At 50.3% G+C, this 13,712-nt stretch carries 14 protein-coding genes; 7 read left to right on the top strand and 7 right to left on the bottom strand.

The window, feature by feature from the left end:
- The first annotated feature begins 92 nt into the window (after positions 1-92).
- The 4 genes from glnD to RSC70_RS15360 all read left to right on the top strand — a co-directional run bounded on the left by glnD (position 93) and on the right by RSC70_RS15360 (position 4,618).
- The gene (gene glnD, locus RSC70_RS15375) at positions 93-2,762 is read left to right on the top strand and encodes a bifunctional uridylyltransferase/uridylyl-removing protein GlnD (RefSeq protein WP_227741592.1); all 2,670 of its coding nucleotides are present in this window, start codon (positions 93-95) and stop codon (positions 2,760-2,762) included.
- Positions 2,763-2,868: 106 nt separating this feature from the next.
- Positions 2,869-3,693 carry a 2,3,4,5-tetrahydropyridine-2,6-dicarboxylate N-succinyltransferase gene (dapD, locus tag RSC70_RS15370; RefSeq protein WP_040047095.1) on the top strand — a complete coding sequence of 275 codons (825 nt, stop codon included), beginning with the start codon at positions 2,869-2,871 and terminating at the stop codon, positions 3,691-3,693.
- Positions 3,694-3,822: 129 nt separating this feature from the next.
- Positions 3,823-4,209: a DUF3461 family protein gene (locus RSC70_RS15365; protein WP_008814520.1), complete on the top strand. Its 387-nt coding sequence runs from the start codon at positions 3,823-3,825 to the stop codon at positions 4,207-4,209.
- Positions 4,210-4,252: 43 nt separating this feature from the next.
- Positions 4,253-4,618 (top strand): hypothetical protein, encoded by a 366-nt coding sequence (locus RSC70_RS15360; RefSeq protein ID WP_332542949.1) that lies wholly within the window; start codon positions 4,253-4,255, stop codon positions 4,616-4,618.
- A 210-nt stretch (positions 4,619-4,828) separates the two neighbouring features.
- Here the strand turns inward: RSC70_RS15360 and RSC70_RS15355 are convergent, their stop codons facing one another.
- From RSC70_RS15355 to syd, 4 genes are all read right to left on the bottom strand, one after another.
- Positions 4,829-5,278, bottom strand: a complete 450-nt coding sequence (locus tag RSC70_RS15355) for a flavodoxin (protein WP_025800230.1) — start codon at positions 5,276-5,278, stop codon at positions 4,829-4,831.
- Positions 5,279-5,294: 16 nt separating this feature from the next.
- Positions 5,295-6,089, bottom strand: a complete 795-nt coding sequence (gene truC, locus RSC70_RS15350) for a tRNA pseudouridine(65) synthase TruC (protein ID WP_332542948.1) — start codon at positions 6,087-6,089, stop codon at positions 5,295-5,297.
- Positions 6,089-6,421: a YqcC family protein gene (locus RSC70_RS15345; RefSeq protein ID WP_040045315.1), complete on the bottom strand. Its 333-nt coding sequence runs from the start codon at positions 6,419-6,421 to the stop codon at positions 6,089-6,091. The genes truC and RSC70_RS15345 overlap by 1 nt, the downstream gene beginning before the upstream one ends.
- A 787-nt stretch (positions 6,422-7,208) precedes the next feature.
- The gene (syd, locus tag RSC70_RS15340) at positions 7,209-7,760 is read right to left on the bottom strand and encodes a SecY-interacting protein (RefSeq protein ID WP_130971056.1); all 552 of its coding nucleotides are present in this window, start codon (positions 7,758-7,760) and stop codon (positions 7,209-7,211) included.
- 69 nt (positions 7,761-7,829) lie between these two features.
- On the opposite strand from syd, the gene queF reads away from it, so the two are divergent.
- The 3 genes from queF (at position 7,830) to xni (ending at position 11,180) form a co-directional block, all read left to right on the top strand.
- Positions 7,830-8,678 (top strand): NADPH-dependent 7-cyano-7-deazaguanine reductase QueF, encoded by an 849-nt coding sequence (queF, locus tag RSC70_RS15335; RefSeq protein WP_130971055.1) that lies wholly within the window; start codon positions 7,830-7,832, stop codon positions 8,676-8,678.
- Between the two features lie 316 nt (positions 8,679-8,994).
- A complete protein-coding gene (gene ppnN / locus RSC70_RS15330; protein WP_130997707.1) occupies positions 8,995-10,359 on the top strand; it encodes a nucleotide 5'-monophosphate nucleosidase PpnN in 1,365 nt (454 codons plus the stop codon).
- A gap of 68 nt (positions 10,360-10,427) precedes the next feature.
- The gene (gene xni, locus RSC70_RS15325; protein WP_282813831.1) at positions 10,428-11,180 is read left to right on the top strand and encodes a flap endonuclease Xni; all 753 of its coding nucleotides are present in this window, start codon (positions 10,428-10,430) and stop codon (positions 11,178-11,180) included.
- A 73-nt stretch (positions 11,181-11,253) separates the two neighbouring features.
- Here the strand turns inward: xni and rlmM are convergent, their stop codons facing one another.
- The 3 genes from rlmM to RSC70_RS15310 all read right to left on the bottom strand — a co-directional run.
- Complete coding sequence (rlmM, locus tag RSC70_RS15320) at positions 11,254-12,399, bottom strand: 23S rRNA (cytidine(2498)-2'-O)-methyltransferase RlmM (RefSeq protein ID WP_040045319.1); 1,146 nt, start codon at positions 12,397-12,399, stop codon at positions 11,254-11,256.
- The gene (locus RSC70_RS15315) at positions 12,392-12,787 is read right to left on the bottom strand and encodes a DUF423 domain-containing protein (RefSeq protein ID WP_172625155.1); all 396 of its coding nucleotides are present in this window, start codon (positions 12,785-12,787) and stop codon (positions 12,392-12,394) included. The genes rlmM and RSC70_RS15315 overlap by 8 nt, the downstream gene beginning before the upstream one ends.
- A 56-nt stretch (positions 12,788-12,843) precedes the next feature.
- The coding region (locus tag RSC70_RS15310) for a transcriptional regulator GcvA (RefSeq protein ID WP_332542947.1) at positions 12,844-13,712 on the bottom strand (869 nt) is incomplete at its 5' end.

Here is a 13,712-nt window from a genome sequence, read left to right as displayed (position 1 = left end):
ATCGCTTAACAAGCGAGTCATCATCTCAAGCCGGCTTATGCCGGCTTTTTTTATGTTTTGCGTTCTTAACTCGGCGACAACGGGAGATGCCCATGCCCATTTTACCTTCAGCCACGTCAGAATCCCCCACGGAGCCGCTGATCCAGCCGCCCTCTCCTGACAATTTTGCCGCATCCGATCTTGAGTGTGCGCCGCTGAAACTGTCGCTTGAACGCTTCCAACAATGGATGGCAGCCGCATTTAAGGCTGGCGAATCAGCTGAATCGCTGATTGCCGCCCGAACACTCTATATCGACCGGCTGCTAACGCGTCTATGGATTCATTTGGGATTCAAAGAGCGTCAGGGCATGGCGTTAATCGCCGTGGGTGGCTATGGGCGTGGCGAACTGCACCCGTTGTCTGATATCGACCTGCTGATTTTGAGTCAGGAACCGCTTAACGAACACGACGCGCAGCGCATCAGCGAACTCATCACTCTGCTGTGGGATTTAAAGCTCGAAGTGGGGCACAGCGTCCGTACGTTAGATGAATGTATTCAAGAGGGGCTTTCAGACCTCACGGTCGCCACTAATCTGATTGAATCTCGCTTAATCTATGGCGACGTCGCGCTATTTCTTCAACTGCAAAAACAGATTTTCAGCGATGAATTCTGGCCATCCCCTCAGTTCTTTGATGCAAAAATTCAAGAACAAAAAGACCGCCATCACCGCTACCACGGGACCAGCTACAACCTTGAGCCAGATATAAAAACCAGCCCAGGTGGGCTACGTGATATTCACACTTTACTTTGGGTGGCTCATCGTCATTTTGGCGCGACATCCATGAATGAGATGGTGGGTTTCGGTTTTCTGACAGAAGCCGAACGCGACGAGTTAAACGAATGCCAAAGTTTTCTGTGGCGTATCCGTTTTGCGCTGCATTTAGTCTTGAACCGCTACGATAACCGCCTGCTGTTTGACCGCCAGTTTAGCGTCGCCCAACTGCTCGGCTACGAAGGCGAAGGCAATGCCCCAATCGAACGCATGATGAAAGATTTCTACCGCATGACACGCCGTGTGGGAGAACTCAACCAAATGCTGTTACAGCTGTTTGATGAAGCGATTCTGGCGCTCGGAACCAATGAAAAACCGCGCCCACTGGACGAAAATTTCCAGCTACGCGGCAATCTGATTGATTTGCGCGACGCAGAAACGTTCATGCGCGATCCGGTCACCATCCTGCAAATGTTTTATGTGATGGCCAAAAATCAGGAAATACAGGGAATTTATTCCACCACGCTGCGCCACCTACGCTATGCGCGCCGTCATCTGGCTCAGCCGTTGTGCGATCTGCCCGAAGCCCGAAAACTGTTTATGGCGATATTACGCCATCCAGGATCGGTGAACCGCGCTCTACTGCCGATGCACCGCCATAGCGTTTTATGGGCCTATATGCCGCAGTGGGGAAAAATCGTCGGCCAGATGCAGTTCGACCTGTTTCACGCCTATACCGTGGATGAGCACACCATGCGCGTCTTGCTGAAGCTGGAAAGCTTTGCGGATGAAAATACCCGCCAGCGACATCCGCTGTGCGTGGAGCTCTACCCTCGCCTCCCACAGCCAGAGTTATTGCTGCTCGCCGCGTTATTTCACGATATCGCCAAAGGGCGCGGCGGTGACCACTCAATTTTAGGCGCTCAAGACGTCATCGAATTTGCTCAGTTGCACGGGCTCAATTCACGCGAAACTCAGCTCGTTTCATGGCTAGTGCGCTGCCATCTGTTGATGTCGGTCACGGCACAGCGGCGCGATATCCAAGATCCCGCCGTTATTCAGCAATTCAGCGCCGAAGTGCAGAGCGAAACCCGTTTGCGCTATCTGGTTAGCCTGACCGTTGCGGATATCTGTGCCACCAATGAAACGCTGTGGAATAGCTGGAAACAGAGCCTGTTGCGCGAACTCTATTTTGCGACAGAAAAGCAGCTGCGGCGTGGAATGCAAAACACGCCAGATATGCGCGAGCGCGTGCGCCATCACCGTTTACAGGCTTTGGCATTGTTGCGCATGGATAATATCAACGAGGAGGCGCTGCATTATATTTGGAGCCGCTGCCGCGCCGATTATTTCCTGCGTCACAATCCTAATCAGCTGGCATGGCACGCTCGCCACCTGCTCAAGCATGATGCCAGCAAACCGCTGGTATTAGTGAGCCATCTTGCCACTCGCGGCGGCACCGAAATTTTCATCTACAGCCCAGACCGGCCTTATTTGTTTGCCGCCGTGGCAGGAGAATTAGATCGACGCAATTTGAGCGTGCATGACGCACAGATCTTCACCAATCGCGACAACTTTGCGATGGATACCTTCGTGGTACTTGAACCCGATGGCAGCCCACTGGCACAAGATCGCCATGCCACAATCAAACATTCGCTGGAACAGGCGCTCACCCAGCAACACTATCGCCACCCACGCACACGGCGTCCGTCACCCAAACTACGCCATTTTACCGTACCGACAGAGGTCAGCTTCCTACCAATGCACAACGAACGTCGAAGCTATATGGAACTGGTGGCGCTCGATCAGCCGGGGCTATTAGCGCAGGTGGGAGAAGTATTCGCTGAGATGGGGCTGTCACTGCACAGCGCCCGAATCACCACCATCGGCGAGCGGGTTGAGGACTTATTTATTCTGGCAGACGGCGAACGTAAAGCATTAAGCATTAAAATGCAGACAGAATTGGCTCAGCGGTTGACAGAAGCCCTCGATCCAACCGATAAAGGGTAATGTATTTGTTAAGATTTATACCCAGAATAATTCGAGCTGCGGCCAACACATCTGCAACTCGAAATATGAAGGGGATATGTCAATTAAACTTCGGGAATAGAACAGCATGCAGCAGTTGCAAACACTTATTGAAAACGCCTTTGAACGCCGCGCAGACATCACTCCGGCTAACGTAGACAGCATCACGCGTGAAGCAGTTAATCAGGTTATCGCTCTGTTAGATTCAGGCGAACTGCGCGTCGCAGAAAAAATTAACGGCGAATGGGTCACCCATCAGTGGCTGAAAATGGCAGTGCTGCTCTCCTTCCGCATCAATGACAACAAACTGATGGAAGGCGCTGAAACTCGCTTCTACGACAAAGTGCCGATGAAATTTGCCAATTATGACGAAGCACGTTTCCAGCGTGAAGGCTTCCGCGTAGTGCCACCTGCCAGCGTTCGTCAGGGCGCATTCATCGCTCGCAACACCGTGCTGATGCCTTCTTATGTCAATATCGGCGCATACGTTGATGAAGGCTCCATGGTCGATACATGGGCTACCGTGGGTTCTTGTGCGCAGATTGGTAAAAACGTACACCTCTCCGGCGGCGTCGGCATCGGTGGCGTTTTAGAGCCGTTACAGGCGAATCCAACCATCATCGAAGATAACTGCTTCATCGGCGCACGTTCAGAAGTGGTTGAAGGCGTTATCGTTGAAGAAGGCTCAGTCATTTCCATGGGCGTTTATCTGGGTCAAAGCACCAAGATTTACGACCGTGAAACCGGCGAAGTACATTACGGCCGCGTGCCGGCTGGCTCCGTGGTTGTTTCTGGTAACCTGCCGTCTAAAGATGGCAAATACAGCCTGTACTGTGCGGTCATCGTTAAGAAAGTTGACGCCAAGACGCGTGGTAAAGTCGGTATCAACGAGCTGCTGCGCAGCATCGACTAAGAGAGTGAGCATAGCGGGCAACGAGCCCGCTATTTTTTTATCAGTCACTTTACGTCGACGATAATTTAATCGGTTCTGCCATTTAGTCTATATTTCATCTTCTCATGAAAAATATCAAAAGGTGCCGCTATGTATGACAACCTGAAAAGTCTGGGGATTAATCAACCCGAAGAGATTGACCGCTACAGCCTTCGTCAGGAGGCCAACAACGACATTCTCAAGATTTATTTCCGTAAAGATAAAGGCGAGTTTTTTGCCAAAAGCGTGAAGTTTAAGTATCCACGTCAGCGTAAAACCATCGTGGCGGATAACGCGGGGCAAGGTTACAAAGAGATCCACGAGATTAACCCGAACCTGCGTTATGTGATTGATGAACTGGATCAGATCTGCAAACGCGATCAGGTTGAAGTCGATCTGAAGCACAAGATCTTGGACGATCTGCGCCATCTTGAAAGCGTGGTTGCGAATAAGATTGCCGAGATTGAGGCGGATCTGGAGAAATTGACGCAGAAGTAAGGTGGGGCAACCTTCGTTGTCTTGCATCTTATATGTAAGAACCGTGAAAGATTTCGTCCGCTTAATACTCTGTTTGTTTTGGGAAAGTTTCGCCCGCTTATTGGCAATATTTTCCCATATAGCTACGGATGAAAGCGGTCAAGCAAGGCGGCTCAATCGCCGCCGCCTTGCATCCGGGCTTGGCACCGTTCCTCAGCCTGCTTCGCAGGTTCCCTCATCTCGTCATTCCGGCTTTAACGGAACGAACGGCAATCGCCATCCTGGCTCCTCCGTTCTTTCGCCGACATCCCTGTCGACGAATCCTAGCCTGCATTCCTCTATTCGGCTGAAAAACAACGAGCCAGAAAAGGTCAAAATCAAATTCAAAAGATTTTATTTGTTTAAGTATTGGGAGAAAGAGCAACGCTAACAGGATGTTAGCGTTAGGGGAGGAGGCGCCAAGGATGGCGCATGCCGACCCGGAGCGGAGATGGCATCTCGGATAAAAGCGCGCGAGTTGAGAACCCCCGCGCAACGGGGCTCTCATCGGACGCCTTCGACTTGGCTACATATAAAAGCAGTTATAGATAGGCGGTCGAAACCTTACACAGAGGCCTCATAAACAACCGGCACACGCAGCCTACTTAATCAACTGCCCCCACTTCTCCACCCATGGCCCCGTGACCACTTCGGGTTCGGCATCAACCTGAGCATCCACTTCCAGCAGTTCGCCAATGCGCGTCGCTTTCTGCTCTTGTAGCAGTTCATCGAATTGATGGCCTGCGCCGCAGAAATGAGTGTAGCTGCTATCGCCTAACGCAATCACGCCATAGCGCAGTTCAGGCTGATAGCCGACATCATCCTTCACCGCACGAAACAGCGGAGCGATTGAGTCCGGCAAATCACCCTGCCCGGTGGTGGATGTCACGATCAATGCATAATGATTGCGGTAGAACTGCCACTCTTCGAGCGTGCCTTCCTCAAACAGTTTGACTTCATGTCCTTGCGCTTTGAGGATATTTTCAGCGTCTTCCGCCGCCATCAATGCGTTGCCGTATACCGTTCCAACGAAAATACCAACCTGAGCCATGATGTGTTCCCTTTTCTTAAGAATTTACGCTGACGTCATTTTGGTTATCGTGAACGCAACTCTCTGGAAACTCAACCCTTTCAAGATGAGGGAGATAACTTTGCCAGCCAAAATGCGACATCATGCGCTGCCAGCGATCGTCAAGCCCCGCCTGCAAACAGAGCGGCTCTCCGGTCACTGGATGATCGAGACACAGCTCGCTCGCATGCAGCATCAAACCAGAGCAAGAGAAATGCTGCGCCATGGCGCGATTTTGACGCAGGTCACCGTGTTTAGTGTCACCAATAATCGGATGGCGTAAATGTGACATATGACGCCGTAACTGATGCTTACGGCCGGTTTCTGGCTTTAGCTCTACCAAACTATAACGTGCGGTTTGATACTTACCGACGGCAACCGGCATTTCGACCGTAGCTAACGAACGGTAATGACTCACCGCCGTCTGTGGTGCTTTATCAGGATCGGCAAACTTATCCGCAATCTTGTCCAGCTCTGGCGTTAACGCATAATCAATCACCGCTTCGCCTTCAAGGTAACCGCGCACCACCGCATGATAAGTCTTATTCATCTCACGCTGTTCAAACTGTTCCGATAGCATGCGGGCAACGTCGCTGGAAAGCGCCATCAGTAGCACACCAGACGTTGGGCGATCGAGGCGATGTACCGGAAACACATGCTGACCAATCTGATCGCGCAGCGTTTGCATCACAAACACCGTTTCATGACGGTCAAGCCAACTGCGATGAACCAGCCAGCCCGCCGGCTTATTCACCGCCACCAGATGTTCATCCTGATAGATAATATTCAGCATTAATTGGCGTCTTCTTGGTTCAGCATACTGTCCAACTCTTGGAGCAGGACGATCAGCGGCTGAACCTCCAGCAAGCGCTCTTTGAAGGCCACTTCAAAATAAGGGGCAATAGCAAAACGACGCGGTAATGGCGCACTGCTATCAATCAGCGCAAACATGCGCGGTAGCAGGATCCATTGCAGCCACTGCTCAGGGCTCATGGTGTCCACGCAAAAAGGCTCTTGGCTCTCAAAAGCCTGAGCATCAGGTGCACATTCTTGAGACAAATCAAGGCTGTCTAACTGTTGCTCTATTCTCAGCAAATGCTGTCTGACTTCAGCGTATTCACTCATGCTTCTCTCACTTATGTCTACAGGCGGGATATAAAATGGGGGCAAAGGATAGCATTGAAGCTCGCACCTCCCAATAGTCTAGCGTGGTTAAGCCATCTATGAGCAGTATGCGTGTATCGCTATGGGCCATTAGTGCGGGTGATGAGAGGGCATTAAATCACTGATGAAGAATAAAAAACGTTGGCGATGGGCAAAAAAAAGGGCGTACTGTTTTTACACAGTACGCCCGGTTCGTTTTATAGCAATCCAGCTACTCATTGTGCTCCCTGCTCATCCATGAAAACTTTTCCGTACGGCTATCCATTTCCCGACAATCCGTCGTATCGTCCAACTTTCATCCTGACGTTTCATCCTGCATCATCCTGATGCTGTTCCTCAGTCTTCCTGACCCGCCTGTTATCCTAACTGGCTCTCAATCTCCGTCCTGGAGGTGTCCCTGACTTCATCCTGAAGTATCCTTGGCCAACATCCTGTGGCACATCCTTTATCACTCTTCCTGAGTGTGTCCTTCGCTTCATCCTGAAGCAACATCATCCTGATGTGTCCTGCTCCAACCGTCTTCCCTTCCGGTGAAACTAATATCGCCTATTCTTAGGCTTAAAACAATGAACCCAATTGGCTCACAGTTGGCTTACACGCAGAAGGACTACAAAATAAAATTTTTATTCATTGAATTATATACAAAAAATAAAATCAGCTTACACAATATCTGCATCAATAAGCGATATATCCTACACGCCTTGTGAGAGATCTCTTACACGGCGACGGGCAGCCGTGTAAGCCAAATTTACTTAATAACGACAGGTTGTAGGCGAGACAGGAATTCTGACAGCGATTCGGCCAGCACTTCGCGCTGTTTACTGCCGAACTGTTCAAGCAGAACATTGCCAGTAAGATTACACAGCGAGATCAGCTGTAGCTCGGAATCCGTAGTGGCGAGAAAGAGGGTTGGAGAGAGTTTTAACCGGCGCTGAGTGACTAAATGACCGATCTGATTTTCTTGTAAGCGCTGTAAGTCATCTTCGCTCCAAACCTGCACCAGATCTAGCGCTAAATCACCCAATACCGCGCTCATATCACCCGCATACTGCGAGGTGAAAAAGGGAACGATATCTTCATGCAGCTGAATATCCAAAGCGCGGGAAATACCGTTTAGGCCATCAGAAGCGACCGCAGGCTGCGGTTTCCAATACACTTTCTCGTTGTCGGTATGCACGACGCAGGGTGATGCAACACCATATAATGCCTCACTAGAGGGGAAATCGCCGCTTTCACGCTGCCAGTTATCAATAAAACGCTGGGTAAACTCCGCTAGCGCGGCAGAAACATCATGCACCATGTTTTCTCTCACTAAGGTAAACTGTAGGGTATTCACTGATTGTACCGTTCTTATTCGAATATAGGCCACATAATGTCATACCAAGATCATCAGGCCCTTGCTGGCTTAACGCTCGGCAAAGCCACTGAATACCGCGACAGCTACGACGCATCACTGCTTCAGCCCGTTCCTCGCAGTATGAATCGTGAACCGCTGGGACTTTATCCTGATTCACTGCCTTTCACCGGCGGTGATATTTGGACGCTGTATGAGCTCTCATGGCTTAACGCCAAAGGCCTGCCGCAGGTTGCCATCGCCGATGTGGAATTGGATGCTTTTAGCCAGAATTTGATTGAGTCAAAAAGTTTTAAACTCTATCTAAACAGCTTCAACCAAACGCGCTTCGCTAATTGGGATGACGTGCAAACTACGCTGCAGCGCGACTTATCACACTGTGCGCAGGGTGACGTGCGCGTGCAACTAATGAAGCTTGATGAAGTTGAAGGCCAGCCGATTGCCGCCTTCAGTGGAGAATGCATCGATAATCTCGATATTGAAATCGATAACTACGAATTTGACGCTGAGCTACTCAAGAACGCCGCCGATCCACAGAACGTGATCGAAGAAACATTGGTGAGTCACTTGCTGAAATCCAACTGTTTAATTACCCATCAGCCTGATTGGGGCTCCGTGATGATTCAATACCGTGGTCCGGCTATCAATCGTGAAGCGCTGCTGCGTTATTTGGTTTCGTTCCGTCATCACAATGAGTTCCACGAACAGTGCGTTGAGCGCATCTTCTGTGATATCCAACGTTTTTGTCAGCCGGAAACCCTCAGCGTTTATGCTCGCTATACGCGCCGCGGTGGCTTAGATATTAATCCTTGGCGCACAAATACGCCGTTCGTTGCACCAAAAGGCCGACTGGTTCGCCAATAAGCCTCGCAAAAATGGCAAATCATTACGTGCGCTTACGTAAGAGTGTTGGCAAAAATCAAAAGACAACGGTAAGGTGTTTGCAGGACGCAAAATGCACGAGTTCACAATAAGCTATTGATGAATCAAGCAACCTATCAGGCCTTGAGCATAAATCGGCTATCAGCTCGGAATGCTAAATTTGTAAGGTGAAGGCGTGCATTAATACAGTAGCAAAACGTATCAGGAACAACGGAATTGAGCCTGCCTAACAATAGACAGGACACGTTATTCCTGATGCCATCGCGGTAACCGCATCGGTAGATGTATAGGAGTGACTTTGATTACACATATCAGCCCGCTAGGGTCTATGGATTTGTTGTCGCAGCTTGAAGTAGACATGCTAAAGCGCACGGCAAGCAGCGATTTGTACCGCCTATTCCGCAACTGTTCCCTCGCCGTACTTAACTCCGGCGCACAAACCGATAACAGCAACGAGCTACTATCGCGCTTCGAAAGTTTTGACATCAACGTATTGCGCCGCGAACGCGGCGTGAAATTAGAACTGGTTAATCCGCCTGAAGACGCTTTTGTCGATGGGCAGATCATTCGCGCTCTTCAGGCCAACCTATTTGCCGTGCTGCGCGATATTCTGTTTGTTAACGGGCAGATGACCAACACCGACCGCTATCCGCATCTGGATACCAAAAGCCCAGTACATATCACCAACATGGTCTTTTCGATTCTGCGTAACGCCCGTGCCCTGCACGTTGGCGAAGAGCCGAACATGATTGTTTGCTGGGGTGGTCATTCCATTAACGAGATCGAATACCTGTACGCACGTAAAGTGGGTAACCAGCTAGGACTGCGCGAGCTGAATATCTGCACCGGCTGCGGCCCAGGCGCGATGGAAGCACCGATGAAAGGTGCCGCCGTTGGACACGCTCAACAACGCTACAGAGAAAGTCGCTTTATCGGTATGACCGAGCCTTCCATCATCGCCGCCGAGCCGCCTAACCCGCTGGTGAACGAACTGGTGATCATGCCGGATATTGAAAAGCGTCTGGAAGCCTTCGTTCGCTTTGGTCATGGCATCATCATCTTCCCTGGCGGCGTGGGGACGGCAGAAGAGCTGCTCTACCTGCTGGGCATTCTGATGAATCCAGAAAACAAAGATCAGGTTTTACCGCTGATCTTAACGGGTCCAAAAGAGAGCGAAGACTATTTCCGCGTGCTGGATGAATTCATCATGAGTACGCTGGGCGAAACGGCACGTAAGCATTACACCATCATTATCGACGATCCGGCTGAGGTCGCTCGCCAGATGAAACGCGCCATGCCGAAAGTGAAAGAAAACCGCCGCCAAACCGGCGATTTCTACAGCTTTAACTGGTCGATCAAGATTGCCCCAGATTTACAGCTGCCGTTTGAGCCGACACACGCCAATATGGCTGCGCTAAACCTGCATCCTGACCAACCACCTGAGCAGTTAGCAGCAGCGCTGCGCCGTGCATTCTCAGGCATCGTCGCCGGTAACGTGAAAGAAGTGGGTATTGCCGAGATTGAAAAGCACGGTCGTTTCAAGATCCACGGCGATGCAAAAATGATGCAGCACATGGATCATCTGCTGCAAGGCTTTGTCGCACAGCATCGCATGAAGCTGCCGGGAACCGCCTACGAACCTTGCTATGAAATCATTAAGTAATTAACTATTACTTTATGCAGGGCGGTCGAGTTACCGCCCTTTTTCTTTTCCGAATAATTATAACCATCATGCAAATACACCTTCTGATCGTTGACGCCCTAAACCTCATCCGCCGCATTCATGCCGTTCAGGGTTCACCCTGTGTTATTGCTTGCCAGCATGCGCTACAGCAACTGTTGGCGCACAGCCAACCAACCCATGCCGTGGCCGTTTTTGATGAAGACGATCGCGATAACAGTTGGCGTCATCAGGCCTTACCGGACTATAAAGCCGGTCGTAGCGCCATGCCTGAAAACTTAGCCGCAGAAATGCCCGCCATCCGTGAAGCATTCAGCAAATTAAGCGTACAAAGCTGGCATTCAGCAGGTAACGAAGCGGACGATCTCGCCGCAACGCTGGCGTATAAAATTGCGCAAACGGGAAATCGCGTGACAATTGTATCTACGGATAAAGGCTACTGTCAGCTGTTAGCCCCTACGATTCAAATCCGTGATTATTTCCAAAAACGCTGGCTTGATTTGCCTTTCGTGAAAAAAGAGTTCGGCGTAGAACCGCAGCAGCTTACGGATTATTGGGGGCTGGCAGGGATCAGCAGCAGCAAGATATCCGGCATACCCGGCATTGGGCCAAAAGCAGCGGCTACGTTGCTTAATGAATTTGGCTCGCTGGCCAATATTTTTGAACAGATAGAAAGTGTGCCAGATAAATGGCGCAAGAAGTTGGAAGAACACAGGGAACAGGCGGAGCTCTGTAAGAGAGTCGCCACGCTACAAACCAATCTGACGATCAGCGGCAACCTGCAGCAGTTGCGTTTACCGTAGAATTTACCACGATTTAAAACTTCCCTCTCCTAACCTTCCCTTTCTCAAGGGAGGCTAGAAGAGGATCAATCAGTTAGCTATTATTACTATTCTTCAACTGCATACGACGGTTAAGCTCACGCTCATCGCGGCGGCCAGGGATCGCGCCCCACATACGACGCACGTGTACCGTAATTTCTTCACGATCGTGATAAAGCTGTTTAGCTGCGATTTGAGCATTAATGCCGTTGTCTTTCAGCGTTTGCGCCAAAATAGACAGGTTCTGGCTCACTTCTTCATAACGCTTTTTCATCGGCAGCTTCAGGTTGAAGATCGCCTCACGGCACCAACCGTTCACTAACCAACGCGCGACCAAACTTGAAACCTTCGCAGGTTTCTCAACCATGTCACATACCAGCCAATCAACACCGTTAGTGTGCGGTGGCTCAAATTTAAAACCATCAGCTTTATGGTGTGTAACCTGTCCGGTATCCATCAGGCTTGGTGCCATTGGACCGTTATCGACTGAATGCACCCACATGCTGCGTTTCACTAATTGATAAGTCCAGCCACCAGGGCATGCACCCAAATCGACCGCTTTCATACCGCCAGCAAGACGCTCATCCCACTCATCGTGCGGGATAAACACATGCAGCGCTTCTTCCAGTTTCAGCGTTGAACGGCTTGGTGCATCCGATGGGAATCTCAGACGCGGGATCCCCATATAGAACGGAGAGTTGTTATTACTGTAGGAATAACCCACATAGCAGCAGCCCGGCGCAATAAAGAATACGTGTACCACAGGGCGGTGCGCATTTTCATTCTTCAGCAAGATCTTTTGCTCGCGCAGCGCAGCGCGCAGCGGCACCGTGAACTTGCGACAGAACTTCATCAGTTCTTTGCTTTCATTGGTATCCGGCACTTCAACGCGCAGTTCACCGGCACCGTCAATCACGTTCATCAGCATTCCAACAATCGGCGAAACGCGATCGTCAGTTGGTAAATCTTTGAGCAACTCACCCACCACAATCATCTGACGAGCAAAAATCAGCTCGCGGAATGGCAGATTTTTGGCGAGTTTATCGGCATCTTCATGCTGATAACATTCAAAGGTCACATAGCCGCTGTTTTCTTTTACTCTTGGGAAGCCAAAGACTTCAAGAGCCGCGGCTTTCTCGGTAATTTCTGCTGCGCATTCTTTTTCGAATCCTGGGCGGCAATATAAAGCTAATTTATTCATGGCGTTCCGCCCTTTTCCTCATGCGTAAGGCACCTACTAACATCAAAGCCCAACCTACTAAAAAGCAAACGCCGCCGATAGGCGTGATGTACACCCACAGTTTAAGATGCGACAGCGCCAGACAATAAAGACTTCCACAAAACAACACGGTTCCCAGAGCCAATAACGCACTGCTCCAATAGAACCACAGATTTTTACGACGCTGCATTAAGGCGGCCAGCCCTAAAATTGCCAGCGTATGGATCCCCTGATACTGCAATCCAGTATGCAGCCAATCCATTTCAGCAGCACCCAAGGTTCGGCTCAAGACATGTGCGCCAAACGCCCCCAGTGCAACAAAAACGAAACCGCTAATTGCGGCAAAAATCATCATTGAACGACTACTCATTCCGATTACCCTGTATTAAGCCGTGTGTATGAAGACTTACCATCGACAAACGACGATTAAGACTCATAACGAAAACGGAATTTTTCCTGCTCGCTCGCCGCACGCGCGAGGATCCACTGACGGAATGCCGCGATTTTCCCCAGCTCCGCCTGGCTATCCTGACAGACCAGATAAAATGAATTCTTACTGATGAGCACATCGTTAAACGGACAAACCAGACGACCGGCCTCGATCTCGGTTTGTGCCATCACGTTATTCACTAACGCAATACCCTGACCATGCACCGCCGCCTGAACGACCATGGCGCTATGGCTGAAAATAGGCCCTTGCTGAACGTTAATATGCTGTAGCCCTAATTGACGGGTATAGGCTAACCAATCTCGACGCGACGTATCGTGCAGCAGCGTATGATAAGCCATATCGGCCGGATCTTTTAGTGGATGTTCGCCCAATAATAATTGTGGTGAACAAACGGGGAGCAAATACTCAGCATACAGACGCTCTACGCGCAGTCCCGGCCAGTGCCCTCGGCCATAAAAAATAGCAACGTCAACGTCATCGGCCAGCTTCCCTTCTTCGCGATCGACAGCCTGAATACGCACATCGATACCCGGATAGGCAGAATTAAAACCAGAAAGACGCGGAACGAGCCATTGAATAGCAAAACTTGGCGGCAGGCTGACAGTTAACGCGCCTTTGGCACTACGCGCCTGTAGCTTACGCGTTGCTTCATTAAGGGATGAGAAAATTTCTTTGATATCGAGGTAATAACTTTGCCCTTCTTCCGTTAGTAACAAAGAGCGGTTACGACGGCGAAATAGCTTCAGCCCAAGGAAATCTTCCAGTGATTTAATCTGATGACTTACCGCAGCCTGAGTAACAAACAGCTCCTCTGCAGCCTTGGTAAAGCTGAGATGTCGGGCTG

It is taken from the genome of Hafnia sp., assembly GCF_036648275.1.
GTDB lineage: Bacteria > Pseudomonadota > Gammaproteobacteria > Enterobacterales > Enterobacteriaceae > Hafnia > Hafnia alvei.
The sequence above is the reverse complement of the archived record's forward strand: the minus strand, read 5'-3'. Positions and strand labels throughout refer to the sequence as shown.